We start from the raw sequence: 25648 nt of genomic DNA, 5'->3' as shown, positions 1-25648 counted from the left end.
GGTAACATTTTAAGGATAAATCGTTTATCACGGGATTGCTGATTTTCCGAATTTTTTTTCATAAAAAAACTTGCAACTGAAAAAACTAATTACTTATATTTGCACCGTTATTGCGGAAGTAGCTCAGTTGGTAGAGCTCCAGCCTTCCAAGCTGGTTGTCGCGAGTTCGAGCCTCGTCTTCCGCTCCAAAAGCCTTAAACTTTTTAGTTTGGGGCTTTTTTTATTTTTAACGGGTTTATTTTGGCGTTGCCTGCGGCCCGCGTTTTCCGCTGCAATCTTTTCAGGATTTCCTGCACTGCGTTCCGGTGATCCTTAAAAGGATTTCCGCTCCAACCGCTAACGCAGTACCGCATCCGATGGTTAGCGCACAAATCCTAAATCGCAACCCGTTTCGAGTTCCACAGCGTCCAGTCCCTGGCGGAAAAGCCGCGCCGATAATTCACCTTTCAACGTAATCCGCTCCCCTTTGACCTCAATCCAGCTGCCTTCACGCAGGCCCAAAACCGGTACCGCGTTAAAAGCATGAAATTCCTTAATCCTTGTTTCACGCGTTTCGCCCATATGTTTTGACTGTCCGTCTGCATCGATATAATGCGGATTCAGGTTGAACGGGATCATTCCCAATGTCCTGAAGCTTGGCGGGTAAACGATCGGCATATCGTTCGTGGTCTGCATAGTCAGGCCGGTGATGTTGCTCCCCGCGCTGCTCCCCAGGTATGGCGTGCCGTTTGTCAGCGCCTCGGCAAGTGGCTCCATCACACCGTATCGGTACAGTTCCGAAACCAGCAGGAACGTGTTGCCGCCTCCAGTAAATACGGCCTCTGCGTTTTTGATGGATTCTGCGGGATTTTCAAATGTATGCAGTCCAACGACTTCCTTCCCGATGCGGGCAAACGTCTGCGCCACTTTTTCAGTGTACTCGTCATGGGTGATGCCGCCCGGTCGCGCATACGGTATGAAAACGATCATTTGGCAGTGGGCAAAATGCGTCTCCAGTTCAGGCATAATATACTCAAGGTAGCCACTGCCGTGCAGGGTGGATGTGCTTGCAATAATCAGGTTTTTCATAGTCTTGGTTTTGGTAAAGATAAAAAGCTTTGTAATAAAAAGAAAGATTTCCGTAAGTCGGTTTGACTGCTAATTAACAGAATTTTACGAATCCGTTGGCAATTAATTGGGAAGGGATTGAAATATTTTTACCCCGAAATTTTCCAGCTGCCGCCCGTTATCATGCAAAAATCTCTTTTTATTTTTTCTGCTTTTTCATGATTGCGCTCGCACACGCGCAGCAGAATCCGGTTAAGAATATTAAGGGCAGGGTGGCGATCGATTTTTCGGATCCGGCCCATATCAACGTAATCAATGTCAGGACGGAAAGGTTTGCCGTTACGGACGGCGACGGGTATTTTACGATCCAGGCAGCAGAAAATGATACGCTGATGTTTTCGGCAATAAACATCAAACCATTCCGGATGGCGATAGCCTGTGAGGATATGGAGAACGAAACAATGTACGTGAAGCTGCAGTCAGTAGTCACCCAACTCAACGAGGTCGTCATTATGAATTATCCAGGGATCAATGCGGTATCACTTGGAATCATTCCGGCCGGACAAAAGAAATACACACCGGCCGAACGCCGCCTGAAAACTGCAACGGGCGCCGATGCGCAAATCGGTCTGGACACGAAGTTTTCAATCGATCCGCTGCTCAACGCGATTTCCGGACGCACTGCGGTGCTCAGAAAAGCTTTGGAAACCGAGAAAAAAGAAAATTGGCTGCAACGCATACAGTATCTGTATGATGACAATTTTTTATTGCAAAAACTGAAAATCCCATTCGATTATATTAAGGGATTCCAATATTTCCTCGTCGAAAATCAGCGTTTTCTGAATACATTAGCATCGAAGAATACATCAATGTCTGATTTTATCGTGGGTGAGCTTGCGACAGAATTTATCAAAAACATTGCCAATGAAAAAAAATAATACTTTTTTGCTCCTGTGTTTTCTAATTTCCGGCTTGCTTTCTGCCCAGGAAGAAAAGTTGATTTCAGGCGCCATCATTGTGAAAGACGGCAGTCCGAGGGAAATCCATATCCTCAACCTTGTCAACGAGAAAGAGTCGGTCACGGGCGACGACGGTACATTTTCGATTTTGGCAAAAACCGACGACGTTTTGCTCATTTCCGGAAATCATGTCGACCTGCAGCGGAAGGTTATTGAAAAGCAGGACTACGATTCAGGTAAAATTACCATTCAGACTACAGCGAAGGCGACGCAGCTCGATGAGGTGGAAATCATCAGGTTCGACGCAGTGAGCCTGGGGATCCTGTCCAAGAAACCCAAACAATATACGCCTGCCGAGCGCAAGATTTATACGGCAAACAGCACGGCAATCGACGCGCTGATCAATCTGATTTCAGGCCGCACAAAGCAACTCAGGGCAAATGCCAGGATCGAACAGAAGGAAATGCTGCTTGAAAAACTCGACGGGCTGTTCCCTGACTCCTTTTATGAGGAGAATCTTGGAATTTCTAAAGACAGGATCAAGGGATTTCACTATTATATAGTGGAAAACAAGAAATTCGTTGACACATTGAGGCTTAAGGACAAATTGCTGGCGACTTTCATGATGGTCGGATTGGCCAGGGAATACAACGGGCTCCCGAATGACAAAAAATAAGCTACTGTTATACGGCTGCCTTCTTTTGCTGCAGTTGGCTTTTTCGCAGCAGCGTGTGCTTGAAGGCAGGATTTTCGTGGCTGATGGCGTGCCGTCCGGCGTGCATATCGTCAATGTCGCCAATGAGCAGGAAGTGGTCAGCGACAGTGATGGCCATTTTTCAATCGCTGCCGATATCGACGACGTACTGGTGCTGAGTGCGGAACAGCTCGAATTCCAGCGAACAATCGTCGACAAGGACCAGTATTATAAAGGCAGGATCGATATTACGATGATCTCCAAAGTCACACAGCTCGAGGAGGTGGAAGTTGTAAACCACAATAACATTAATGCAGTCAGCCTAAGGATTCTTAATAGGCCCGCAAAAACCTACACCCCTGCGGAACGGCGACTTCGGACGGCAGGAGTTTTCAAACCGATCCAGCTGCTGGGGATCATCGCCGGCGGTATGGAGCTTGACCCGATCATCAATGCCATCAACGGTAAAGCGAAGCGTCTTAAAAAGGAAGTACTGCTCGAGAAAAAGGAAATGCTGCTGTCAAAAGTCAATGCGCGCTACACCGACGATTATTTCAAAACCGAATTGAAAATCGCTTCAGAATACGTAACGGGCTTTAAATACTACCTCGTTGAGGATGCTGACTTTGCGGAAACTTTTGAGAACGGGAACCCCGAGCGCATCGGAATTGAGATGGCCCGGAAAGCGACTGACTTTAACGCGGCGGTCAGCAAAGAAAAGAAATAGTATCTTTGGGACATGAAGAAGGCCGCCACGTATCTGCTTATTTTCGTTGTCCTGTCGGGATTTTCCGCACATAAATTCTACGTTTCAATCTACCAGGTTCATGTAGCTGCAGAGAAGAAACGAATTGAGATCACTGCACGCATTTTTATGGATGACCTGAACAATGCCGTGGGAAAACACTTCAATAAGAAAACCCATATCGGAGAGAAAAACGAAGTGCCCGATGATGTTGAACTGCTCAGGAAATACCTTGCCGAAAAGTTCGTTGTCAGGGTCAACGGCCAGAAGAAAGCCCTGACGTACCTGAGCAAAGAGCTGGAGGCGAATGTCGTGATTTGCTATTTCAGGATTGCGGACGTAACAAAAGCCAATCAAATCGACATATACAACGCCGCGCTGATGGAGCTCAACGATACCCAGCAAAACATCATCCAATACAGTAATGGAGATGAAAAGCAAAGCCTGCTGCTGACGGCGGGTAATGCCTCAGGCGTTTTTAAATAAAATACAGATTCAAATGAAGAATACCGGATTTACGCTCTCCCTGCTTTTTTTTATTGGCCATGCGCTCTATTCGCAGGACAAGCCCAAAAACGCTGTGGGCCACGAAGATGGAAGCAAGTTCCGTCAAATGTACGATGTGCTGGCGACACCTAATGCCTACCGCACGGCATCCGGGGCACCCGGACCTGAATATTATCAGCAACAGGCGGATTACAGGATCAGCGTCGAACTTGACGATAAAAAGCAACAACTGTTCGGAACAGAAACCATCACCTATACCAATAACGCTAGGGAAGCGCTGGATTACCTGTGGGTGCAGCTGGATCAGAACCAGCACGCGAAAACGTCGCAGTCCCCATTGGCTGAAAGCCAGAATCCTGACAACGCCATCAGCGTAAATGGGTTTTCGAAAAAATACCTTCAGGAATCATTCGATGGCGGATTTAAAATCGATTATGTACATGATGTGTCCGGAAAATCCCTTCCTTACACCATCAACGCGACAATGATGCGAGTTGATTTGCCCAAACCGCTGAAACATGGAGAAAAGTTTTCGTTTTCGGTGAAGTGGTGGTATAATATCAATAATTATATGGTCGTTGGTGGCCGATCAGGCTATGAGCATTTTGCCAAAGACGGAAATAATCTTTATGTATTGGCGCAATTCTACCCGCGCATGGCCGTATACAATGACGTGGAAGGCTGGCAGAATATGCAGTTCTGGGGTGGAGGCGAATTTGCGTTGCCCTTTGGCAACTTCGAAGTAGACATCACCGTGCCCGCCGACCACATTATGGAAGCTACGGGTGTACTTCAGAACAGGGCCGAAGTCTTTACCGCCGAACAGCTCAAGCGTTACCAATTGGCCGAAAAATCGTTTGACAAACCGGTAGTGGTCGTCACCCAGGCCGAAGCCACGGCGAAAGAGCCCAACTTTGCCACCGCCAAAAAAACATGGAAATTCAAAGCAGAGAATGTCCGTGATTTTGGGATTGCCACGTCGAGGAAACTGATTTACGATGCTATGGCGGTGAAAATCGGGGAGAAAACCGTGATGGCCATTTCGGTGTATCCCAAAGAGGGCAATCCGTTGTGGGAACAATACTCGACGCGGGCCGTGGCACACACCCTAAAAAGTTACTCGAAATACACGTTTGACTATCCTTATCCGAAAGCCGTTTCGGTAAATGCGCAGGATCAGGGCATGGAATACCCGATGATTTGCTGGAATTTTGGGCGCCCCGAAGAAGACGGCACCTATTCTGACGGCGTGAAGTATGGGATGCTGGGCGTCGTGATCCATGAGGTCGGGCACAACTTCTTCCCGATGATTGTCAATTCCGATGAGCGGCAGTGGACCTGGATGGACGAGGGCCTGAACACTTTTATGGAATACCTCGCGGAGCAATCGTTCGACCCGAATTTTCCGTCACGACGCGGACCCGCCAGGTTGATTGTGCCCTACATGAGCGGTGACCAGTCCGGGCTGGTGCCGATTATGACCAATTCGGAAAGCATCAGGCAATTCGGAAACAATGCATACGGAAAGCCTGCAGCGGGCCTGAATATACTTCGCGAAACAATCATGGGCCACGAACTTTTCGATTTTGCCTTTCGCACGTATGCAAACCGATGGAAATTCAAGCACCCGACGCCGGAGGATTTTTTCCGGACGATGGAAGACGCTTCCGCCGTCGACCTGGACTGGTTTTTCAGGGGATGGTTTTACACCACGGACTATAATGACATCGGTATAAAAGAGGTAAAACGGTATTTCGTGACCGAACAAATGCCAAAGGGTTTCCAGGAAGCCAAACCGGAGTTCAGTGCCCGCAAGCCAAAATCCGCTCCGGGTCCGAAAGTCTACATGGTTGCTGAGGGCAGCGAGGATTTCAGGCCCGAGCTCAACAAGGCGTTCGACTACAGGGACGCGAAAACATTGACAGCGTTTATCGACGCCAATTTTTCTGCTGAGGAAAAGGCAAAGCTCGCCGATCCAAAATATTTCTATCATGTCACCTTCGAGAAACCGGGCGGACTGGTCATGCCGATTATCGTTGAGATGACTTTTGACGACGGCACTACAGAGATACAGACCTTTCCTGCGCAGATCTGGAGGATGAACGATAAGGAAGTTTCCAGAATGTTCGCTACAGGAAAACCCGTAAGAAAATTTACCATCGATCCAAAGCTTGAAACCGCAGATACCGACCTGTCAAACAACACCTGGCCCAAGGAAACCGTCAAATCCAAGTTTGATTAAACAGTTAGCCGTTTCGGCGAGACCGGAAGTTTTGCAATTCGGCAAGCGTATTGCCTATCTTCCGAATTCTTTAACTTAATGACATCATATTCTTTTGTATTTTTGCAGTATAATTTTTTAACTGAAAGGCTATGTTTGGAATAGGCGGCGGCGAAATGTTCTTCATTATCTTTATTGCACTGATGTTATTCGGTACCGATAAACTCCCGGAAATCGCGCGCGGTCTGGGCAAAGGTATAGCGCAGGTAAAAAACGCGACCAACGATATCAAGAATGAGATCAGGAAAGGCGCGGAAGATCATGGGTTCGACCATAAAAGCATCACCAAAGAAGTGAATGATGTAAAGCAGGGATTCAACAAGATGGTCGAAGGGCACACCCCGGAATCGCCGCTGAATATGAACGATGTGACTTCGGACATCACCGCTGAAATCAACAAAGCCAAGGAAGCGATTGACGATATCGCGGGATCCGGTTCGATCAAAAGATCATAGGCATGCTCGACGAAATCCTGTCGCTGGACCGCCGGCTCTTCATTTACCTCAATGGATTTGGCTCCGAAAAATGGGACGGTTTTTTCTTATTCCTGACCGATCAGTTAAACTGGACGCCTTTCTTCCTGTTCCTCTTTTATCTTATTTTTAAAAAAGTCGGCGCGAAAAACACGTTAATTATCATGGGCTTTGTCGCCTTGCTGATCCTTATCACTGACCAGACGACCAATTTCTTCAAATACGAGTTTCGCCGCCTGCGACCCAGCAGTGACCCGCAACTCAATACACTCATCTATTACGTCAAGGGAAAAACCAGCAAGACCTTCAGTTTTTTCTCGGGCCACGCCGCCAATTCAATGGCAGCAGCGGTGTTTATCTATACCATCCTGAAAAAGCATTACCGTATGATGGGGCTGATTTTCTTATGGCCGCTGGTTTTTGCTTATACCCGCATTTACCTGGGGTTGCACTATCCACTCGATATTTTATGCGGATACCTTTGCGGCCTTATCACCAGCACGCTCGTACTGAGGCTGTATTTTTGGGCAAAGGGGAAGTATTTTTCGTTGGATTAAGAGTGAAGTCAGTTTGTAATGGAAGGTCGTCCATCATTAATGGCAAACTTACAATACCCGACTTACCGTAAGGCCGTCTCTTATCGGGAGTAACACCGTCTCCACGCGCGGATCGTCCCGCAGCAATGCATTGTATTCCAGCAGGACTTTAGTGCTGAGGTCGTTCGGCTGCAGCTCCTGGACCACCTTGCCGCTCCACAGCACATTATCGGAAAGGATGAGGCCGCCCTGGTTCATTTTCGGCAGGATCATATGATAATAATTGAGGTAGTTTTCTTTATCGGCATCGATGAAAACGAGGTCGAATGTTGCGTCGATTTCAGGAATGATATCCAAGGCTGCCCCCAGATGCTGCACTATCCGGTTTCCCCATGCCGAAGCATCAAAATACCTGCGCTGAAAATCCACCAGTTCTTCCTTGATGTCAATCGTATGCACGACCCCGTCCTGCTGCAATCCCTCGCAAAGGCACAGCGTAGCGTATCCGGTATAGGTGCCGACTTCGAGTATCGATTTTGGCCGGGCCAGCTTCGAAAGCATACTGAGCACACGTCCCTGGAAATGCCCGCTGAGCATCCGGGGCAGCAAGACTTTCTGATAGGTTTCCTTATGAAGCCTTGCCAGCAGTTCAGGCTCTTTCTCTGAATGCTGTTCAATGTAATCTTCAAGGTCGTCGGATAGGAAATGCATGTTGTTTTTTTGCAAAAATAGGAAAAGTTTAAAGACCGCCTGACCGAAAAGGGGGCAGAGTTTCCGGCTGCCGGATTCCAAACTAAACCCTTATCTTTGCACTATGGAAACCGAAAAAAAAGACATTCGTGCGTTAACCAAAGCCCAGCTTCGCGACTTTTTTACTGCCCATGGTGATCAGGCTTTTCGCGGCAACCAGGTATACGAATGGCTTTGGAGTAAAGGCGCGCACAGTTTTGACGACATGACCAATGTCGCAAAGGCGACGCGTGAAATGCTCGACAAGCACTTTGTGATCAACCACATCATGGTCGATCAGATGCAGCGCAGCGAAGATGGTACGGTAAAGAATGCAGTGCGGCTGCACGACGGTCTTGTGGTGGAATCAGTGCTGATCCCTACCGAGACCAGGACGACGGCCTGTGTGTCGAGCCAGGTGGGATGCAGTCTTGACTGCAATTTCTGCGCAACGGCCAGGCTGAAAAGGATGCGGAATTTAGGGCCTGACGAAATTTATGACCAGGTCGTCGCCATCGACAGGGAGAGCAGGCTGTACCATAACCATCCGTTGTCGAATATTGTCTTCATGGGCATGGGAGAGCCGCTGATGAATTACAACAACGTGATGACAGCCATTGAAAAAATCACATCGCCGGAAGGATTAGGCATGTCTCCCAAACGCATCACGGTCTCCACCTCAGGTGTTTCAAAAATGATCCGAAAGCTTGCTGACGATGGCGTGAAATTCAAGCTGGCGGTGTCACTTCATTCTGCGATTGAGGAGACCCGAAACCGAATTATGCCATTTACAAAAAATTTCCCGCTGACCGAACTGCGCGAATCTTTGGAATACTGGTATCTGAAAACAAAAAGCCGGGTGACCTACGAATACGTGGTCTGGGAAGGCATCAACGACGACAGGAAATCCATTGACGCGCTGGTAAGGTTCTGCAGGCACGTGCCGTGCAAAGTCAACCTGATCGAATACAACCCAATCGATGACGGCGAATTCCAACAGGCTTCCGAAGCAAGTATCAATGCGTATATCCATGCGCTTGAATCCGCGGACATTGTTGTGAAAGTGCGGCGCAGCCGTGGTAAGGATATTGATGCTGCGTGTGGACAACTGGCCAATAAATCTTAGGGCGTCCTGGTTTTTTGGCTCAATCGTTGTCGGTAGTCATCAATCTTCCGGGTAAGCGCTTTTATGCCTTTGCTCGAACCCCCATGTTACGAAATGCCGATTTTTGGATTGCATACGTGCGTTAGGGATGGCAGCGGCATCCTTTTGCGGTGCGCAGCAAAGCAAAAGATACAGCGTACAGCCCGACGGCGGCAACGGAAGCGCGGTTTAAGAAAAATCACGCCTGCCGCCGGAACGCCCAATTAATTTTTATCTTTGACACTGTGAAAACCACCGAGCAAATAAAGCAGCCGATCAAGGCTGAAATGGAACTTTTCGAAAGGAAATTCCACGATGCCATGGCCTCAAAGGTCGCGCTGCTGAACCGCATCACGTACTACATCGTGAACCGAAAGGGCAAGCAGATGCGCCCGATGTTTGTGTTTCTTACCGCCAAGATGGTTTCCGGAGGGGTAGTCAATGAGCGGACGTACCGCGGCGCCTCAGTGATTGAACTCATCCATACCGCGACGCTGGTGCATGATGATGTGGTGGACGACAGCAACCGCCGGCGCGGATTTTTCTCGATTAATGCGCTTTGGAAAAACAAGATTGCCGTGCTGGTGGGCGATTACCTGCTGTCGAAGGGCCTGTTATTGTCAATCGATAACGGCGATTTTGACCTGCTGCGGATTATTTCGGTCGCTGTGCGTGAGATGAGCGAAGGCGAGCTGCTGCAGATCGAAAAGGCGCGGCGGCTTGACATCACCGAGGACGTGTATTATGAGATCATCCGCCAGAAAACCGCAACGCTGATTGCAGCCTGCTGTGCGTTGGGCGCGCAGTCGGTCATCGATGATGCCGAAAGGGTGGAGGACATGCGTTATTTTGGCGAGCTCATCGGGATGGCATTCCAGATCAAAGACGACTTGTTTGATTACACTGAGGAAGCGATTGGCAAACCGACGGGCATCGACATTAAGGAACAGAAAATGACCCTGCCGCTGATCCATGTCCTCAACCATTGTTCGGCAAAAGAGAAGTCGTGGTTAATTAATTCCATAAAGAACCACAATAAGGATAAGCAACGGGTGAAGGAAGTCATTGCGTTTGTCAAAGCAAAAAACGGCCTGGCTTACGCTGAATCGAAGATGGAAGAATTCCGTTTGCACGCCCTGCAACTGATTTCAAAATACCCGCAATCGCCTTATAAGGACGCATTGGAATTGATGGTGAATTACGTGATTGAGCGGAAAAAATAGCCAGCAGCCCGATATTTTCAAGATGGCAAAACCGTTTTTCGGAATCCATTCGACCTTACATTTTATTTTTTTAAAGTTTTTTTTTGGTGTGAAAGCCTTTGTTTATTGGGTTTTGGGGATGTGCTTTGCAAATCATCAGATTTTTTTGCTGACCTGATGCAACCCTTTTCCAACCCTTCCCGTCTATGCCAATAGAAATCTGATTATACGAACCTGACCGTTAATGAAAGTCATCAGTCTACATCAAGAAGAACAGGATACAATCCGCCTGGCAGTCGAGAATAACCGGCACGCACAACAGCAGATTTACAACAAACATGCTTCAAAGATGTTGAGCGTATGCCGACAGTACATTAAGGACCTGCACCAGGCGGAAGACGTGATGATTACGGCGTTTATGAAAGTCTTTGCCAATCTGGATAAGTTTGAGCACAAAGGGAGTTTTGAAGGTTGGATACGCCGGATTATGGTCAATGAAAGCATTTCATTCCTCAGGGCGCAGAAGAAAGTCAGTTTTCTCGAGGACACGTATTACAAGGAAGATGCCTTCAATAACATAGAAAGTCATTTTAACGTAGAAGACATACAGGCGTTGATTGACGGCCTTCCCGACGGTTACCGCATGATCTTCAACCTTTATGCGATTGAAGGATACAAACACCAGGAGATTGCGCAGGCGCTCGGAATTACAGAGGGCACGTCTAAATCCCAGTTGTCGCACGCCCGCAGGATGTTGCAGCAGCAGATTAACAAACTAAAGAATTATCAAAATGGCACAGCATAAATTAGAGGACGATTTCAGGCAAAAGCTGAATCAAAGGGAGATTACCCCCTCGGCAAACGCATGGGACAGGCTGGATGCCATGCTCACCGTTGCAGAAAAACCAAAGCGCAATTACGGCTGGCTTTATATCGCCGCATCGGTATTGGGTTTTTTGTTCATTGGGATTGCATTCTTTTCCCAGACAGAAGAAATGACCGATGTGAGTAAGGACGATCCGGTTACGATACAGCAAAACGACGTTGTAAACGATACGCTCAAAAATACACACACGGACAACATCGGTAACAAACAAATCATCACCGAAACCGTTGCGGAAACGGCAAACCGCGATCATGCTCCAGGAAAAGACCAGCCGCCAGGAATCAATCATCAAAAAAACCAATCATCAATCAAAAATCCAATAACAAACGAAGCGCTTCCCGTTATTGAAAATCAAACCCAACTTGCCGAAAGGCAAAATCACCCTCAGCCGGCCATCAATCAAACGCCGTCCGAAACCAAAAAGGGGATTGAAGTCAATGTTGACGAACTATTGGCATCAGTAACCAAAGCCCGGAAACCTTCGGCAGCAGATCCGGCGGTGACCGTCAATGCGAACAGCCTGCTTTCACAGGTCGATGGCGAAATCACGCTGACGTTCCGTGAGCGCGTCATCAGGTCTGCCAACAAGAATTACCAAAACGTAAAAGTCGCTTTGGCAAACCGGAACAAGGAATAATCATCAATTTAATTTAAAACCATCAATCATGAGAAATCTTACCATTTACTTAGCGGGATTCCTGTGCCTGTTCTTCAGCAGGATGAGCGCCCAGCAAACCTTTGAGGACAAGGCAAAAAGCATCGCTGCCAAAATCGAAAACATTACAAAAGAAGAAAAAATGATGCTTCGGGACGAAGTCGAACTCGTCAACCAGGATTTGGAAAAAGGCACCATTACGGCTGCGCAGGCCGATGAACGGAAACTCAAGCTCGCAGAAGTGCGCGCCAGGAATATCGAAACGCGCGTCGCTGCCGCAGAATCCGAACTTAAAGCCCTGGTGCAGGATAAGGTCGACGGAAAAATTGCCGAACGCGACACCGCAAACAACGGCTATCGGGTAGATTTATATTTTCCCGGATTCAAGATCAGGGACAGCCGCAAGCCGTATGTTCCGGGTGAGCTGCGGACAACCTCACAGTTTGTATTCGCCTTTGGGGTGAACAATCTGGCTACAGACGGTGCGATTGCAGGATCGGATTACCGCTATTGGGGTTCGCATTTTTACGAATGGGGGCTGTCATGGAATACGCGTATCGCCAAAAACAGCAACCTGCTGCACGCCAAGTACGGATTGTCATTAATGTACAACAACCTGCGACCAACGGACAACAGAATGTTTGTCGACAACGGCTCGCAAACCGACCTGGAAACCAATCCGGTGAAAATGGAGGATTCCCGTTTCAGGAACGTCAACCTGGTGGTGCCGTTGCACCTTGAGTTTGATTTTACGCGCCCGACTGTCAAAGACGGCAAGACACTGTACAAAACCCATGAAAGTTTCCGGCTTGGGCTTGGTGGATACGCCGGGGTAAACCTGAAATCGAAGCAAATTATCAAATATGATATCGCCGGATACGATTCGAAAGAAGTGACCAAAGGCAGCTTCAACGTCAACGATTTTATCTATGGATTGAGCGCCTATGTTGGTTACGGAGAGGTCAGCCTGTATGCAAAATACGACCTGAACCCGTTGTTCAAGGACAATGCCGTGAAACAGAACAATGTGTCCTTAGGGGTGCGTTTCGACCTGAATTAATTTTGTTTAAGTGAGTTAGATAGTAGAAGGCGCTTCGAGAGGGGCGCTTTTTATTTTGCGCTTTATCCTGCTGAATGCTGCGTCTTCTGCCACTGGGCTGGGTGTCAGAATGATGTCGATTCCATCAGGACTGCGGGTACGATCCTGGTTTATGAGCTAAAAACTTTAAAGTTTGAACCTTAAACTTTGTAACTTTGGTGCCTGATGATTTCCAAAAATACCATAGAGACCGTTTTTGAAACCGCCCGTGTTGAGGAGGTCATTGGCGATTTTGTCCAGCTGAAACGAGCAGGTAGCAATTTCAAGGGGCTAAGTCCTTTTTCAGACGAGCGTTCGCCGTCCTTTATGGTTTCGCCGGTCAAGCAGATCTGGAAGGATTTTAGTTCGGGTAAAGGCGGAAATGTCGTGGCATTTCTCATGGAGCACGAACATTTTACCTATCCTGAAGCCATTCGCTACCTGGCTAAAAAATACAATATCGAAATTGAGGAAACTGAACAAAGCCAGGAAGACAAGGCCATCGCAGACGTACGTGAAAGCATGTTCCTAGTCTCAGAATTTGCAAAGAACTATTTCCACGATGTGCTCCTGAATACCGAAGAAGGCAAAGCTATCGGATATTCTTATTTTAAGGAACGAGGCTTTTCGGCAGAGACCATTAAGAAATTCAGTCTCGGCTTTTCGCCGGAATCCTGGGATGCCTTTACGAAAGAAGCGCTGGGAAAAGGCTACAAACTGGAATTCCTTGAAAGCACCGGGTTTACCATTGTCAAGGACGACAAGCAGTTCGATCGTTTCCGCGGCCGTGTGATGTTTCCGATTCAAAGCATGTCGGGGCGCACCGTGGGTTTCGGCGGAAGGATTTTAACCAACGATAAGAAAGCCGCCAAATACGTCAACTCGCCGGAAAGCGATATTTACCATAAGAGCAAGGTTTTGTACGGCATCAACCACGCCAAGCAGGCGATTGCCAAACAGAACAACTGTTATCTTGTCGAGGGATACACCGATGTGATCCAGTTTCACCAGGCAGGGATAGAAAATGTCGTGGCCTCTTCAGGGACGGCGCTCACCCCGGACCAGATCCGGCTGATTAACCGGCTTACCAAAAACATCACAGTGCTCTTCGATGGTGATGCGGCAGGGCTGCGGGCTTCCGTGCGCGGCATCGACCTGATACTCGAGGAAGGCATGAACGTAAAGGTATGCACCTTCCCGGAAGGCGAAGATCCGGACAGTTTCGCGCGTAAGACGCCATATGAGAAACTCGTGGCGTACCTTGAGGAAAACTCTCGCGATTTCATTCAGTTCAAGGCGTCACTGCTGATGGATGAGGCGAAAAACGACCCAATCAGGAAAGCCGACCTGATCCGCGACATGGTTACAAGCATTTCAAAAATACCGGACCGCATCCGCCGCGAGATTTATATACAGGAATGTTCACGCATCATGGATATCTCTGAACAGGTGTTGGTGAGTACGCTGGCGCAGATGGTCCAGAAAGACATGGGTGATCTGGCCAAAAAGCAAAAGCAGGAACAACAGGCATTTGAAGTAATCCGGGAGGAACAGCCGCAGGAAATTGCAAAAGTGGATATCCTGTATGGCCTTGAGCGTAAAATTATTGAGATCCTTTTGCTGTATGGCAATACCGAAGATGAGTTTGAAGACGTGTTGCTCAGGACCAACGAAGAAGGAGAGGTGGAATATGCTACTGAGAAGCAGACTTATAAAGTACACCGGCGGATTTTCTTAAGCCTGCAGGAAGACGAGGTGGAATTGGCCAACGAATTGTTCAGGGGCATTTACAACGATCTTATTGCTTATTTTCAACAACACGAAACGTTTAATACCGAACATTACCTGATGCAGCTTCCGGCTGAATTTGCTCAGGAAGTTACCGATATCCTGATGGAAGATGAGAAAATAACCTTACACAATTGGGAAGCGCAGAATATCATCGTCAAGCAAAAAAATCACTCCATCGCCCAGTACGTTTCTGAAACAATCCTGACGATGCGGTGGTATCTCGTCGACAGGATTATCGAAGAGCTCAAAGCCACGATTTCACAGGAACCCGACGCCGACAATACCGAAGTGCTGTCTACCGCCATGGACTACTACAAACTCGTGAACTTTTTTTCAACGAAGCTGGGCCGCGTGATGTCGCGCTATCATTAAACGATTTCGAGTTTTTTCGCTTTGTTGACCAAATCCACAAGATTCGTCACATTCAGTTTATTGAGCAGCCTGAGTTTGTAGGTACTGATTGTTTTTTCGTTCAGATCGAGCAGTTTTGCAATCTCATTGTTTTTCTTTCCGTCGCTTAGATACCGCAGTACTTCCACTTCACGCGATGACAATTTGCGGTACAGTCTTTCACTTTTGTTCTGTTTGGATATCGCAAGCAATTTCTTTCGGACATCGTCGCTGAAAATTATTTCCCCCTGGTTTACTTTGAGAATGGCGTGTTCGAGCACTTCAAGTTCGCTGGTCTTGTGTACGTAAGCCGAAACGCCGGCCTTTATCGCATTAGGCGTATAGGTTTGCTCCGAAAGGTTGCTGTAAATGAGGATCTTGACGGCCTGGTGCTCGCGCTTGAGCGATTTGATGAAATTCATGCTGGTCAGTCCATTAAGTTCCAGGTCGAGTACCAGGATATCCGGCTTGTCATTCCCGAGGACATTTCCCAATTCGTTGAAGTTGTTATAATGGCCTACAATATTGATTTTGTCGTGGCCTTTAAAAAAGGATTCTATGCCAAAATGGACTACAGGCTGATTATCAGCGATACCAACTTTTATCATAATCGTAGTGTTTATATATTCTTTTCCAGATGTTTTTATTTTAAGACTCAGCGGTCTTTCAATTCTTTTGGAACCACACACACGGGTATCGGTTCCATTTTATGCCTATTGTTGCGGTGCAGCCTTTGGTAAATGCCGAAAACTTCCTGCTCACGCCCTGAAAAATCCGATGCGCTTTTACCATGTTCTGCTGCTTCCATGGCCCACTCCAATTCGTCGTACGATGCACCTATCTGTTGCTCATCCGTTCGGTCGTCGCCGAATAAGCCATCGGTAGGGGCGGCGGTCAGTATCGATTCGGGCACCTGTAAAAAACGGCCCAGTTCATAGACTTCTGATTTGACCAGGTCGGCTATCGGACTCAAATCAACGCCGCCATCGCCATACTTGGTGAAAAACCCGACCCCGAAATCCTCAACTTTATTTCCCGTTCCGGCCACCAAAAGCCCATAAATGCCTGCGTAATAATACAACGTCGTCATCCTGAAGCGCGCCCGCGTGTTGGCCAGTGACAAATTCAGGCTGGCTTCGTTACTGTCTGACGTAACCTTCGTTTTAAACATTTCAAAAACTTCGGTCAGGTCTGCCACCGTGCTTTCCACGTTAGGGAAGCGCCGCTTCAATTGCGATATATGCTCCCTGGCACGACTTACATGGCTTTCCGCCTGATGTATCGGCATTTCGACACACAATACGCGTTTGCCCGTCTGCGCGCAAAGCGTTGAGGTTACGGCTGAGTCGATCCCTCCTGAAATCCCCACAACAAACCCGCCCACTTTTGCGTTATCGGCGTAAGCCGTAAGCCAATCAACAATAAATTCGTTCACTTTGCCGGCCGCGGCCGCTGTCATTTTTTGCATAGTATTTGGATAATTTTAAAAAACTGAAATGTATATTTGCACCTCGGATCACTTATCCTTACACCACACAATGGCAGGATAAAATTCGCCTAAAATTAACAAAACAATTTATTCTTTAAGTCAGAAAAGTTGTAATATTTGAAGCTTGATGCCGCTGTTTGCTGAGGCTGCGGCTGCCAGAATCCATCACCTTATGAAAACAATTTCCAGGTTACTTATAGTGTGTTTAGCGGTGTCTCTGTACTCGTGCGAAAAAAAATCAGAGGTCGAGAAAAAGGTGGCCGAAATTCAATTGCAGCCCCTGAAGGTTGAACGCTTTGACAAAGCTTTTTTCGAAACCAAACCTGCTGACCTTCCCAGGCTGAAACGGCAATTCCCCTCTTTTTTTCCGCCGAATGTCAGCGATGCGCAATACATCGAAAAGATGACGCATCCGCAATGGCGTGAACTTTATAATGAAGTGGAAAAAAAATACGGCGATTTCAGCGCGCAGACCCATGAGATAGAAGAAGTTTTAAAACACATCAAATTTTATTATCCGAAAACCAGGACGCCGAAAGTGACTACGATGATTTACGAGGTCGATTACAATACCAAGGTCATTTATGCGGACAGTATTGTGCTGATTTCGCTTGAAATGTACCTGGGCAGGGACCACAGATTCTATGAGGGCATTGACAAATACATCCGGCAGAACTTTGAGCCCAAACAGATGATGCCGGACCTGGTGTCGGCATTCGCCAAAACCAAGGTGCCGCCTCCGACAGAGAAGACGCTGCTGGCCCATATGATATACGGCGGGAAGGAATTGTATATGAAAGACCTTTTAATTCCCGATTACACCGACGCCGATAAAATGGGGTATACCGAAGAACAGCTTAAATGGTCGCAGGCGAACGAAGCCATGATCTGGAGCTACTTTATTGAAGAAAGCTACCTCTACAGTACGGATATCAAACTCCTGAGCCGTTTCATCAACCTGGCGCCGTTCTCGAAATTTTACCTTGAAATCGACAATGAGAGTCCAGGACGGATCGGCAACTGGATCGGCTGGCAGATCGTGCGTTCCTTTATGAAGAACAATCCTGATGTGACGCTGCAGAAAATGCTGATGATGGATGCCACAGAAATATTCAACAAATCAAAATACAAACCTTCCCAAAATGAGTAACATTACCTCTGAAATAAAATTCCTTGTCGAGCTCGACGAAAACCGCGTGCCCGAGAAACTAAGCTGGACCGCGCAGGATGGCGGTGTAGAATCCGAAGAAGCCAAAGCCATGATGCTTTCCATCTGGGACAGCAATGCTCAGGAAACCCTGCGTATCGATTTATGGACCAAGGACATGCCCGTCGATGAGATGAAAGTCTTTTTCCACCAGACGCTCGTGGCTATGGCCGATACGTTCCAGCGCGCTACCGCAGATGATAAGATGACCGATACGATGAAGGATTTCTGTGATTATTTTGCAGAGAAGCTGAATTTGAAGAAATGATCTGTAAGAGTCAGTGATGAAAAGAATTTACATGCTGGTAGTCTTCGGCCTTACAGCATTAGCAATGGGTTGTAGTAGCGATGCTGATCACGGAGGTGTTAGCTGTAATTCCGATATCCCGTTTTTACAGGCGGGAAATGTGGCGCTTTATAAATACATTTTCCAAGGCCGGCAGCGCGGGGACGTGCGTATAACATACGGGCCATGTGACGGACAGGGCTTTTTGGTAAAAACTGAAGAATATTTTGAGGATTTAGGCGGTTTTATGGAGTCTACCGGTTATTATTTTCATCAGGAAGGAGATTTCCTTCTTTCTGATGCCAACGATGGCCTGGCAGGCACGTTTTGGCGTGAATATAAGAAAAATGCAGTGGCTGGCGACCACTGGGAGGAAGATTTGGGCGGCGTGTCCAAAATATATGAAGTGCTTGACGTGAATTCCAGCCTGACTGTGCCTGCAGGAACATTTTTATGTACCGTAATCAAATCCTACAATGGCAATTCACCTGAAAATTATGCCATCATTCATTGGAATGACGAAGTGGGCATAGTAAGGTCGTATACCAATTACATAGATTTGAACCTTGATCTGAAATCATTCAATTGATTTGCTTAAACATCTCGCGGTTGATTCCATCAATGTACTCTAGCAGTTCTTCCCTTCCCCTTCCTTCAGAGGATGAGGTGATAAAGTATGGCGGCATTTCTTCCCAGTTGTTTGCCAACAGTTTTTTCCGGTAATCAGCCACGGCCATGTCTGCCTTGACTTTTCCTATTTTATCGGCTTTGGTAAACACAAGGCACATCGGGATCTCGATTTCACCTATATAAGTAATGAATTCCAGGTCGATTTTCTGTGCCTCATGACGGATGTCAATCAATATGAAAGCACATACGAGCTGTTCGCGCTTTTCAAAATAATCGGTGATGAATTTCTGGAAAATTTCCTTTGTCTTTTTGGAAACACGGGCGTAGCCGTAACCCGGCAAGTCGACAAGAAACCAGTTTTTGTTCACCAGGAAATGGTTGATGAGCTGCGTTTTTCCCGGCCTTCCAGACGTTTTTGCCAGGTTTTTGTTGTTGGTAAGCATATTGATCAACGACGACTTTCCCACATTCGAACGCCCAATAAAGGCATATTCGGGTAACATGTCCTTCGGGCATTTCGCGACATCTGAATTGCTGATGACAAATTCTGCAGTGTTGATTTTCATAGGCTTCGTATTAAAAACAAACCGCCATCTTTCGGACCGCGGTTGTGTATTTGATGTTAAAAATGGTGGACTTTCAGCCAGTCGTGCATCAGTCGGTTAAATTCATCGGGATGTTCCATCATCGCGGCATGCCCGCATCGGTCAATCCAGTATAATGCCGAATTCGGGAGCAGCCTGTTGAATTCTTCGGCCACATCCGGCGGCGTCACTTTGTCGTCCTTTCCCCAGATTATGCAAGTAGGGACATGCATTTTAGGCAAATCCTTGGCCATATTGTGTCGTATGGCACTTTTGGCAATCGTGAGCGTCTTAATCAGCTTGATGCGGTCGTTGGCCATCGTATAAACCTCCTCGATAATCTCAGGAGTGGCTATTTTCGGATCATAAAAAACTTCTTCTGCCTTTTTCTTGATGTAATCACGGTCGCCGCGCCTCGGGTAGCTGTCGCCCATAGCACTTTCATACAACCCTGAACTGCCGGTGATGACCAGCGCTGTCATTTTTTCGGGATACATTTTGGTGTGGTACAGCGCAATGTGTCCACCCAGGGAATTACCCAAAAGAATGACGCGGTCAAAGCCTTTGTGCGTGATGAAATCCTTCACATATTTTGCAAACGCCTTCACATTGGTCTTTAGGATACTTTGGGTGTAAATCGGGAGCTCAGGGATGACTACTTTGTAGCCATGTTGCGGGAAGTATTGCGCCACACCATCGAAATTGCTGAGTCCGCCCATTAGGCCATGGAGGATAATGATTGGCGTGCCTTCGCCGGCTTCGTAATACTTGTATCTTCCTTCTTGCTTAAGGTCAGTGCTCATTATGGTCGGGCTTTTGGCGTTCACGCAAATATAAGATTTTATGGGTAAAAATCAGGTCGCAACCGGTTTATTTGCTTGGCGCCTGTTTTTCATTTAACCGATTAAATTTCAGCAGCTTCCGGAAAGGCAGAAAGATTTTCTGACAAATAAGATCACGTTTTTCGCGTCAAAATCGGGTTTTCGTAACCGCAGTCTACGGTTTGCTGTGTTATAAAATGCCGCTTGTCCGCCGGAACACAAAAATTGCCATTTCGCGCTGTAAGCGATTTTCGTTGATAAATAGGGAAACTTATCAACAAAGTGGGAGGTTTAGGTAAAAAGTGGGAAATAATTATTTATTTTTGCTTTGAATCAACTTAAAGTGTAACTCGTTGAATACCATTATCGGAACATACGAATGTAAAGCGGACGGAAAAGGAAGGCTGTTGTTGCCTGCTCCTTTGAAGAAACAGCTTTCAGCTTCATTACAGGACGGCTTTGTCCTGAAGCGTTCCGTGTTCGACAAGTGCCTTGAGTTGTGGCCCATGGCTGAATGGAACCTGATGATGGCTAAAATCAACAAGCTCAACCGTTTCAACAAGAAGAACAACGACTTTATCCGCAAGTTTATGGCGGGTGTCAAGGTGGTTGAGATTGATGAAGTCGGACGGCTTTTGGTGGCCAAAGACCTGGCTGCTTACAGCAGTATCGTAAAAGACGTGGTGTTTTCCTCTAAAGTGAACATCGTAGAGATCTGGGATAAGAATTTGTACGAGCAATCAATTGCCGGAGGAGACGACGATTTTGCTGATCTGGCAGAAGAAGTAATGGGCGATGTAAATGACGATGACCATGGAATATCATAACCCTGTGTTGCTGGCCGAGACCGTCGACGGGCTCAACATCCATCCGGATGGAATTTATGTTGACGTGACGTTCGGTGGTGGCGGGCATTCCGCTGAAATACTGCGCAGGCTGGGCCCGAACGGGAAGCTCTTTGCTTTCGACCAGGACGAGGATGCTTTGGGCAACGCCCTGGAAGACGACCGTTTTACGCTGATCAACGAGAATTTTAAATTCCTTAAGCGATACCTGAGGTTTTACAATGTGACCAAAGTCGATGGGATTCTGGCTGATTTGGGCGTTTCCTCGCACCAGTTTGACGTGGCTGAACGCGGTTTTTCAACCCGTTTCGATGCCGAACTCGATATGAGGATGAGCCGGAAAAATGACCTGAATGCCTTTCGTGTCGTCAATGAATATGATGAAGCCAATCTCAGGCGGGTCTTCCTCGATTATGGCGAGTTGAAAAATGCACCTGCCATAGCAAGGGTAATTATCGAAGCGCGTGAAAAAGCACCGATCAAGAATACCGAGCAGTTGAAGCTGGTCTTAAGCCGGTTCCTTCCGCAACATAAAAGCCATAAAATCCTGGCGCAAATGTACCAGGCGGTACGCATTGAGGTGAACCGCGAGATGGAGGTCCTGAAGGAATTCCTGGAACAATCCCTCGAGATTTTAAAGCCGCAGGGAAGGCTAAGCGTGATTTCTTACCATTCGCTTGAAGACCGTTTGGTGAAAAGATTCATGAAAAACGGCATGTTTGAAGGTGAGCCGGAACGCGACATGTTCGGGAATTTTTCGGTACCGTTTAAACTCATTGGTAAACTTGTGGTGCCAACCGAGGCCGAAATCAGGATAAACAACCGCGCGCGCAGTGCGAAATTAAGGATTGCTGAAAAACGCTGACCATGAAAAAAGGGATTTACAGCATATTGAAAGCCAGGTTCCTGGTGAATGAAGATGCCAATAAAAACTGGCGCTTCATCGTGTTTATCATCCTGATTGTGCTGGCGATGATCGCCAATACCAATCGCTATGAGCAGAAGGTTTTCAAAATCACGGAACTGACCAATGAAGTGAAAGAACTTCGCTCTGAATTCGTCGACCGCCGGTCAGAACTGATGAAGCTCCGCATGGAATCCACCGTTTCGGAAAAAATGGCCGCAAAAGCGATTTTTCCGTCGTCGGTGCCGCCCGTAAAAATAAAAGTGAAACAGGAAAAAGAAAAAGGTTTTTGGGATAAATTATGGCAATAGAAGAGAAACATATTTCTTACCGCATCTATCTCGTTGGGTTTGCCCTGTTCGTGATGGCATGCGCTATTGTCGTGAAACTGACCAACATCCAGTGGGTTGAAGGCGACCATTATAAGAAACTGGCCAAGGAGCGGACAGTCAAGAATTTTGTGATTCCCGCAAACAAAGGCAATCTGTATTCTGCTGACGGCAGCCTGTTGGCCACCTCCATCCCCAACTACAAGATACGCTTTGATGCCGTAGCGCCGAAGACCGAGGATTTCAGGAAGAATGTCGTTGCGCTGGCTGACTCGCTGCATGTGCTGCTGGGCAAACCCGCAAGCTTCTACCTTTCTGCGCTGAAGCGCGCGCGGGCCAATAAGGACCGTTACTTTCTGGTAGCCAGAAATTTAAGTTATACCCAATACGTTGCAATCAAAGGGTTTCCGCTGTTTAATCTCGGCGCTTATAAAGGCGGCATCATCATCGAGCAGCAAACCGTGCGTGAGCATCCGATCGGCTTGATTGCCGAGCGTACCATTGGTTACGAAAGGATCAGGCCTGACGGCTCGCCCGACGGCAAAGGGATTGAATGGGCTTACCGCCAGTACCTGAATGGGAAAGATGGGAAAATCCTAAAGCAGAAAATCGCAAAAGGGCAGTGGAAGCCACTACGAGACAATAACGAGGTTGAACCCCGGGATGGCTACGATGTGATTTCGACTATTGACGTATACATCCAGGATATTGCGCACCACGCGTTGCTCAAGCAGCTCCAGGATTACGACGCAGACCACGGCTGTGTCGTCGTGATGGAAACCAGGACCGGAGAGATCCGCGCGATTGCGAATCTGGGTAAAGGCAACGATGGCACCTATTATGAAACGCAGAATTATGCTGTCGCAGAGTCCCACGAACCCGGTTCCACATTCAAATTACTGGACCTGATTGCATTGATTGACGACAAAAAGATCGATACGAGCGCTGTTTTTGACAAACACGACGGCCTGATCCAATATTGGGGACATGATGTCGAGGATTCGCATCGTACGTCAGGTAAAGTCTCACTTGCCAGAGGCTTCGAAGTGTCATCTAACACTGTAATGGTGCAGGCGGTCTATAACAATTACAAAAACAATCCGCAGGAGTTTGTAGACAGGATCAACAGCTATGGGTTGAACAAGCCTTTGGGCCTGCCTTTCCAGGGTGAAGGGCGTCCTTACATTCCACAGCCTCAGGAAAAACGGTGGTCAAAATTGTCGCTGCCGTGGATGGCTTTCGGATATGGTGTGTCGGTAACGCCATTGCAAACATTGTCACTCTACAACGCCGTCGCAAACAATGGGGAAATGATCAAGCCGATTTTCGTAAAGGAAATCCGGGAGTGGAACAGAACCATAAAAAAATACGACAAAGTGGTCATCAACCCTAAAATCTGTTCCGATGAAACGCTTTCAAAAGTCCGCGAAGTCCTGAAAAATGTCGTGAAACGCGGAACGGGTAAAAACCTGTACTCAAAAGATTTTTCGATGGCGGGAAAAACCGGTACTGCGCAGGTAGATTATGCCAGGAATGGCGGCGCAGACAAATATTATGCATCATCATTTGTAGGGTATTTCCCTGCCGATGCGCCGAAATATTCCTGTATTGTCGTCGTGCATAAGCCAAGTACAGTGAACAATAATTATTACGGTGCTGATGTTGCCGGCCCTGTTTTCAAGAGGATCGCACAGAAAATTTTTACCGATTCGCCATCGATGAATGAAATCAGGACGTTGAAGAAAAAAATCGCCGTCCAGGAGAAAAGCTATAACAATTACGATGCCAAAGCCCAGAATAACCCCGATAAAATGCCGAATGTAAAAGGAATGGCCGGAATGGACGCCGTGGCATTATTGGAAAATATGGGCTTTAAGGTCAAAGCCATCGGTGTTGGAAAAGTGAAAAAACAATCGCTGCCTGCAGGAGAGCAAAAGGCAAAGTCAAAAACCGTCATACTGGAATTATCGTGAGCACCCTGAAAGACATATTGTACCGTGTTTCCATCGATGCTGTCAAAGGCAGCACCGACGTAGAAATCAATGCAATCGATTTTGATTCGAGGAAAATCGTTGAAAACGATGTTTTTGTGGCCATCCGTGGTTCGGTTTCCGACGGGCATGATTTCATCGAAACGGCCGTGACCCAGGGTGCGGTTGCAGTCGTCTGCGACACTTTTCCCGAAAATATTGCTGCGGGCGTAACGTACATAAAGGTAAAAGATACCAATGCCGCGCTCGCATTCATCGCCGACAATTACTATGACAACCCTTCCCGCAACCTCAAACTGGTTGGTATCACCGGTACAAACGGCAAAACCACCGTAGCTTCCTTACTTTACCAGCTGTTTAAGAAAGCGGGTTATAAGGTCGGACTGATTTCAACTGTCCGGATATTGGTTGACGAAGTGGAATACAAAGCAACGCACACCACACCGGACCCGTTGACGATTAACCGCTACCTCAAGGCGATGAACGAAGTGGGTGTAGAATACTGCTTCATGGAAGTCAGTTCGCACGGCATCCACCAGAAACGCACCGAAGGACTGCATTTTGCGGGAGGCGTATTTACCAATTTGTCACACGACCACTTGGATTATCACGCCACCTTTGCCGAATACCGGGACGTAAAAAAGTCATTTTTCGACCATCTGGACAAATCGGCTTTCGCTTTGTCGAATGTGGACGACCGGAACGGACTGGTGATGCTCCAGAATTCATCGGCAAAGAAGGTGACCTACGCATTGAAATCCTATGCCGATTACAAAGCGCTGATCCTTGAAAACCAACTGTCGGGACTGCTGCTCAAAATCAATGACAATGAGGTTTGGGTGCGGTTGATAGGGACATTTAACGCGTATAATTTATTGGCCATCTATGGAACTGCGGTGGAGCTCGGACTGGAAAGCCTCGAAGTATTAAGGTTGCTTTCCGAACTTGAAAGCGTGTCGGGTAGGTTCCAGTTTATCGTGTCGAACCAAAAAATCACTGCAGTTGTTGACTATGCCCACACGCCCGATGCACTCGAAAACGTGCTCAGGACTATCGCCGACATCCGTACCAAGAACGAGCAGTTGATTACTGTGGTAGGCTGTGGCGGCGACCGCGATAAGACAAAGCGTCCTTTAATGGCAGGCATCGCCGCCTCGTTAAGCGACAAGGTAATCCTGACTTCGGACAATCCCAGGAGTGAAGACCCCGACGCCATCATCGCAGAAATGGAAAAAGGCATCGAGCCGCAATTTTATAAAAAGACGATTTCCATCACCGACAGGAAACAGGCAATCAAAACAGCCTGCCAGCTTGCCCAGGCAAACGACATCATACTCATCGCCGGGAAAGGGCATGAAACGTATCAGGAAATCCGCGGCGTACGCTACGATTTTGACGATATGAAGACGGTTAAGGAATTTTTGGAACAACTCAACAAGTAGCCA

Annotated in this window: 27 protein-coding genes and 1 tRNA gene; 22 read left to right on the top strand and 6 right to left on the bottom strand. The window is 47.4% G+C overall.

Annotated elements, in window-relative coordinates:
- Positions 1–112: 112 nt before the first annotated feature.
- Positions 113–188 (top strand) — tRNA-Gly (locus HYN48_RS01495).
- A gap of 172 nt (positions 189–360) precedes the next feature.
- Here the strand turns inward: HYN48_RS01495 and pepE are convergent.
- Positions 361–1068 carry a dipeptidase PepE gene (gene pepE / locus HYN48_RS01490; RefSeq protein WP_108369452.1) on the bottom strand — a complete coding sequence of 236 codons (708 nt, stop codon included), beginning with the start codon at positions 1066–1068 and terminating at the stop codon, positions 361–363.
- A gap of 197 nt (positions 1069–1265) precedes the next feature.
- Here pepE and HYN48_RS01485 point away from each other — a divergent pair, with 197 nt between their 5' ends.
- The 7 genes from HYN48_RS01485 to HYN48_RS01455 all read left to right on the top strand — a co-directional run bounded on the left by HYN48_RS01485 (position 1266) and on the right by HYN48_RS01455 (position 7263).
- Entirely contained in the window at positions 1266–1985 is a 720-nt protein-coding gene (locus HYN48_RS01485; protein WP_108369451.1) for a hypothetical protein, read from the top strand.
- Complete coding sequence (locus HYN48_RS01480) at positions 1972–2682, top strand: hypothetical protein (RefSeq protein ID WP_108369450.1); 711 nt, start codon at positions 1972–1974, stop codon at positions 2680–2682. Before HYN48_RS01485 ends, HYN48_RS01480 begins: the two co-directional genes overlap by 14 nt.
- A complete protein-coding gene (locus tag HYN48_RS01475) occupies positions 2669–3427 on the top strand; it encodes a hypothetical protein (RefSeq protein WP_108369449.1) in 759 nt (252 codons plus the stop codon). Before HYN48_RS01480 ends, HYN48_RS01475 begins: the two co-directional genes overlap by 14 nt.
- A 12-nt stretch (positions 3428–3439) precedes the next feature.
- A complete protein-coding gene (locus HYN48_RS01470) occupies positions 3440–3931 on the top strand; it encodes a DUF6702 family protein (RefSeq protein WP_108369448.1) in 492 nt (163 codons plus the stop codon).
- Positions 3932–3944: 13 nt separating this feature from the next.
- The gene (locus tag HYN48_RS01465; RefSeq protein ID WP_108369447.1) at positions 3945–6194 is read left to right on the top strand and encodes a M1 family metallopeptidase; all 2250 of its coding nucleotides are present in this window, start codon (positions 3945–3947) and stop codon (positions 6192–6194) included.
- Positions 6195–6325: 131 nt separating this feature from the next.
- The gene (locus HYN48_RS01460; protein ID WP_108369446.1) at positions 6326–6688 is read left to right on the top strand and encodes a Sec-independent protein translocase subunit TatA/TatB; all 363 of its coding nucleotides are present in this window, start codon (positions 6326–6328) and stop codon (positions 6686–6688) included.
- 2 nt (positions 6689–6690) lie between these two features.
- Positions 6691–7263: a phosphatase PAP2 family protein gene (locus HYN48_RS01455; RefSeq protein WP_108369445.1), complete on the top strand. Its 573-nt coding sequence runs from the start codon at positions 6691–6693 to the stop codon at positions 7261–7263.
- 48 nt (positions 7264–7311) lie between these two features.
- On the opposite strand, the gene HYN48_RS01450 is transcribed toward HYN48_RS01455, so the two are convergent.
- Positions 7312–7953, bottom strand: a complete 642-nt coding sequence (locus HYN48_RS01450; RefSeq protein ID WP_108373260.1) for an O-methyltransferase — start codon at positions 7951–7953, stop codon at positions 7312–7314.
- 103 nt (positions 7954–8056) lie between these two features.
- Between HYN48_RS01450 and rlmN the strand changes: the two genes are divergently transcribed.
- From rlmN to dnaG, 6 genes are all read left to right on the top strand, one after another.
- Positions 8057–9097 (top strand): dual-specificity RNA methyltransferase RlmN, encoded by a 1041-nt coding sequence (gene rlmN / locus HYN48_RS01445; protein ID WP_108369444.1) that lies wholly within the window; start codon positions 8057–8059, stop codon positions 9095–9097.
- 263 nt (positions 9098–9360) lie between these two features.
- Positions 9361–10338 (top strand): polyprenyl synthetase family protein, encoded by a 978-nt coding sequence (locus tag HYN48_RS01440; RefSeq protein WP_108373258.1) that lies wholly within the window; start codon positions 9361–9363, stop codon positions 10336–10338.
- Between the two features lie 223 nt (positions 10339–10561).
- Positions 10562–11122, top strand: a complete 561-nt coding sequence (locus tag HYN48_RS01435; RefSeq protein WP_108369443.1) for an RNA polymerase sigma factor — start codon at positions 10562–10564, stop codon at positions 11120–11122.
- Positions 11109–11840 (top strand): hypothetical protein, encoded by a 732-nt coding sequence (locus HYN48_RS01430; RefSeq protein ID WP_108369442.1) that lies wholly within the window; start codon positions 11109–11111, stop codon positions 11838–11840. Before HYN48_RS01435 ends, HYN48_RS01430 begins: the two co-directional genes overlap by 14 nt.
- Before the next feature lie 28 nt (positions 11841–11868).
- A complete protein-coding gene (locus HYN48_RS01425; protein ID WP_108369441.1) occupies positions 11869–12918 on the top strand; it encodes a hypothetical protein in 1050 nt (349 codons plus the stop codon).
- 204 nt (positions 12919–13122) lie between these two features.
- Positions 13123–15099, top strand: coding sequence for a DNA primase (gene dnaG, locus HYN48_RS01420; protein ID WP_108369440.1), 1977 nt, complete (start codon positions 13123–13125; stop codon positions 15097–15099).
- On the opposite strand, the gene HYN48_RS01415 is transcribed toward dnaG, so the two are convergent.
- Complete coding sequence (locus HYN48_RS01415; protein ID WP_108369439.1) at positions 15096–15725, bottom strand: response regulator transcription factor; 630 nt, start codon at positions 15723–15725, stop codon at positions 15096–15098. The genes dnaG and HYN48_RS01415 overlap by 4 nt on opposite strands.
- Positions 15726–15772: 47 nt before the next feature.
- Positions 15773–16585: an NAD(+) synthase gene (gene nadE / locus HYN48_RS01410; protein ID WP_108369438.1), complete on the bottom strand. Its 813-nt coding sequence runs from the start codon at positions 16583–16585 to the stop codon at positions 15773–15775.
- Between the two features lie 193 nt (positions 16586–16778).
- Here nadE and gldB point away from each other — a divergent pair, with 193 nt between their 5' ends.
- Genes gldB through HYN48_RS01395 form a run of 3 tightly spaced genes read left to right on the top strand, consistent with a single transcriptional unit; the run spans position 16779 to position 18688 of the window.
- Positions 16779–17756: a gliding motility lipoprotein GldB gene (gldB, locus tag HYN48_RS01405; RefSeq protein ID WP_108373256.1), complete on the top strand. Its 978-nt coding sequence runs from the start codon at positions 16779–16781 to the stop codon at positions 17754–17756.
- Positions 17749–18081 (top strand): gliding motility protein GldC, encoded by a 333-nt coding sequence (gene gldC / locus HYN48_RS01400; protein ID WP_181248501.1) that lies wholly within the window; start codon positions 17749–17751, stop codon positions 18079–18081. Before gldB ends, gldC begins: the two co-directional genes overlap by 8 nt.
- A gap of 16 nt (positions 18082–18097) precedes the next feature.
- Entirely contained in the window at positions 18098–18688 is a 591-nt protein-coding gene (locus HYN48_RS01395) for a hypothetical protein (RefSeq protein ID WP_108369437.1), read from the top strand.
- Here the strand turns inward: HYN48_RS01395 and yihA are convergent.
- Together yihA and HYN48_RS01385 are read right to left on the bottom strand one after the other, a co-directional pair.
- Positions 18681–19295 (bottom strand): ribosome biogenesis GTP-binding protein YihA/YsxC, encoded by a 615-nt coding sequence (gene yihA, locus HYN48_RS01390; protein ID WP_108369436.1) that lies wholly within the window; start codon positions 19293–19295, stop codon positions 18681–18683. The genes HYN48_RS01395 and yihA overlap by 8 nt on opposite strands.
- Positions 19296–19351: 56 nt before the next feature.
- Entirely contained in the window at positions 19352–20116 is a 765-nt protein-coding gene (locus HYN48_RS01385; protein WP_108369435.1) for an alpha/beta fold hydrolase, read from the bottom strand.
- Between the two features lie 371 nt (positions 20117–20487).
- Between HYN48_RS01385 and HYN48_RS01380 the strand changes: the two genes are divergently transcribed.
- The 5 genes from HYN48_RS01380 to HYN48_RS01360 are packed head-to-tail and all read left to right on the top strand — an operon-like array spanning position 20488 to position 25645.
- Positions 20488–20961 (top strand): division/cell wall cluster transcriptional repressor MraZ, encoded by a 474-nt coding sequence (locus HYN48_RS01380; RefSeq protein WP_108369434.1) that lies wholly within the window; start codon positions 20488–20490, stop codon positions 20959–20961.
- Positions 20936–21844 (top strand): 16S rRNA (cytosine(1402)-N(4))-methyltransferase RsmH, encoded by a 909-nt coding sequence (gene rsmH, locus HYN48_RS01375; protein ID WP_181248500.1) that lies wholly within the window; start codon positions 20936–20938, stop codon positions 21842–21844. The genes HYN48_RS01380 and rsmH overlap by 26 nt, the downstream gene beginning before the upstream one ends.
- A gap of 2 nt (positions 21845–21846) precedes the next feature.
- Entirely contained in the window at positions 21847–22194 is a 348-nt protein-coding gene (locus HYN48_RS01370; RefSeq protein WP_108369433.1) for an FtsL-like putative cell division protein, read from the top strand.
- Positions 22185–24185 (top strand): penicillin-binding protein, encoded by a 2001-nt coding sequence (locus HYN48_RS01365; RefSeq protein WP_108369432.1) that lies wholly within the window; start codon positions 22185–22187, stop codon positions 24183–24185. The genes HYN48_RS01370 and HYN48_RS01365 overlap by 10 nt, the downstream gene beginning before the upstream one ends.
- The gene (locus tag HYN48_RS01360; protein WP_108369431.1) at positions 24182–25645 is read left to right on the top strand and encodes a UDP-N-acetylmuramoyl-L-alanyl-D-glutamate--2,6-diaminopimelate ligase; all 1464 of its coding nucleotides are present in this window, start codon (positions 24182–24184) and stop codon (positions 25643–25645) included. The genes HYN48_RS01365 and HYN48_RS01360 overlap by 4 nt, the downstream gene beginning before the upstream one ends.
- The last annotated feature ends 3 nt before the right edge of the window (positions 25646–25648 follow it).

Source organism: Flavobacterium magnum, assembly GCF_003055625.1.
Classification (GTDB): domain Bacteria; phylum Bacteroidota; class Bacteroidia; order Flavobacteriales; family Flavobacteriaceae; genus Flavobacterium; species Flavobacterium magnum.
This window is presented reverse-complemented; position numbering and strand designations above follow the sequence as displayed.

Excerpts from the sequence above, each read along its gene's own strand:
- HYN48_RS01485 (WP_108369451.1), top strand. The coding sequence starts at position 1,266 with ATGATTGCGCTCGCACACGCGCAGCAGAATCCGGTTAAGAATATTAAG.
- gldC (WP_181248501.1), top strand. The coding sequence starts at position 17,749 with ATGAGTAACATTACCTCTGAAATAAAATTCCTTGTCGAGCTCGACGAA.
- HYN48_RS01415 (WP_108369439.1), bottom strand. The coding sequence starts at position 15,725 with ATGATAAAAGTTGGTATCGCTGATAATCAGCCTGTAGTCCATTTTGGC.
- HYN48_RS01450 (WP_108373260.1), bottom strand. The coding sequence starts at position 7,953 with ATGCATTTCCTATCCGACGACCTTGAAGATTACATTGAACAGCATTCA.
- HYN48_RS01365 (WP_108369432.1), top strand. The coding sequence starts at position 22,185 with ATGGCAATAGAAGAGAAACATATTTCTTACCGCATCTATCTCGTTGGG.
- HYN48_RS01430 (WP_108369442.1), top strand. The coding sequence starts at position 11,109 with ATGGCACAGCATAAATTAGAGGACGATTTCAGGCAAAAGCTGAATCAA.
- HYN48_RS01475 (WP_108369449.1), top strand. The coding sequence starts at position 2,669 with ATGACAAAAAATAAGCTACTGTTATACGGCTGCCTTCTTTTGCTGCAG.
- HYN48_RS01370 (WP_108369433.1), top strand. The coding sequence starts at position 21,847 with ATGAAAAAAGGGATTTACAGCATATTGAAAGCCAGGTTCCTGGTGAAT.
- HYN48_RS01480 (WP_108369450.1), top strand. The coding sequence starts at position 1,972 with ATGAAAAAAAATAATACTTTTTTGCTCCTGTGTTTTCTAATTTCCGGC.
- HYN48_RS01435 (WP_108369443.1), top strand. The coding sequence starts at position 10,562 with ATGAAAGTCATCAGTCTACATCAAGAAGAACAGGATACAATCCGCCTG.
- HYN48_RS01465 (WP_108369447.1), top strand. The coding sequence starts at position 3,945 with ATGAAGAATACCGGATTTACGCTCTCCCTGCTTTTTTTTATTGGCCAT.
- HYN48_RS01470 (WP_108369448.1), top strand. The coding sequence starts at position 3,440 with ATGAAGAAGGCCGCCACGTATCTGCTTATTTTCGTTGTCCTGTCGGGA.
- dnaG (WP_108369440.1), top strand. The coding sequence starts at position 13,123 with ATGATTTCCAAAAATACCATAGAGACCGTTTTTGAAACCGCCCGTGTT.
- rlmN (WP_108369444.1), top strand. The coding sequence starts at position 8,057 with ATGGAAACCGAAAAAAAAGACATTCGTGCGTTAACCAAAGCCCAGCTT.
- HYN48_RS01385 (WP_108369435.1), bottom strand. The coding sequence starts at position 20,116 with ATGAGCACTGACCTTAAGCAAGAAGGAAGATACAAGTATTACGAAGCC.
- nadE (WP_108369438.1), bottom strand. The coding sequence starts at position 16,585 with ATGCAAAAAATGACAGCGGCCGCGGCCGGCAAAGTGAACGAATTTATT.
- HYN48_RS01455 (WP_108369445.1), top strand. The coding sequence starts at position 6,691 with ATGCTCGACGAAATCCTGTCGCTGGACCGCCGGCTCTTCATTTACCTC.
- yihA (WP_108369436.1), bottom strand. The coding sequence starts at position 19,295 with ATGAAAATCAACACTGCAGAATTTGTCATCAGCAATTCAGATGTCGCG.
- HYN48_RS01460 (WP_108369446.1), top strand. The coding sequence starts at position 6,326 with ATGTTTGGAATAGGCGGCGGCGAAATGTTCTTCATTATCTTTATTGCA.
- HYN48_RS01395 (WP_108369437.1), top strand. The coding sequence starts at position 18,098 with ATGAAAAGAATTTACATGCTGGTAGTCTTCGGCCTTACAGCATTAGCA.
- pepE (WP_108369452.1), bottom strand. The coding sequence starts at position 1,068 with ATGAAAAACCTGATTATTGCAAGCACATCCACCCTGCACGGCAGTGGC.
- HYN48_RS01425 (WP_108369441.1), top strand. The coding sequence starts at position 11,869 with ATGAGAAATCTTACCATTTACTTAGCGGGATTCCTGTGCCTGTTCTTC.
- gldB (WP_108373256.1), top strand. The coding sequence starts at position 16,779 with ATGAAAACAATTTCCAGGTTACTTATAGTGTGTTTAGCGGTGTCTCTG.
- rsmH (WP_181248500.1), top strand. The coding sequence starts at position 20,936 with ATGACGATGACCATGGAATATCATAACCCTGTGTTGCTGGCCGAGACC.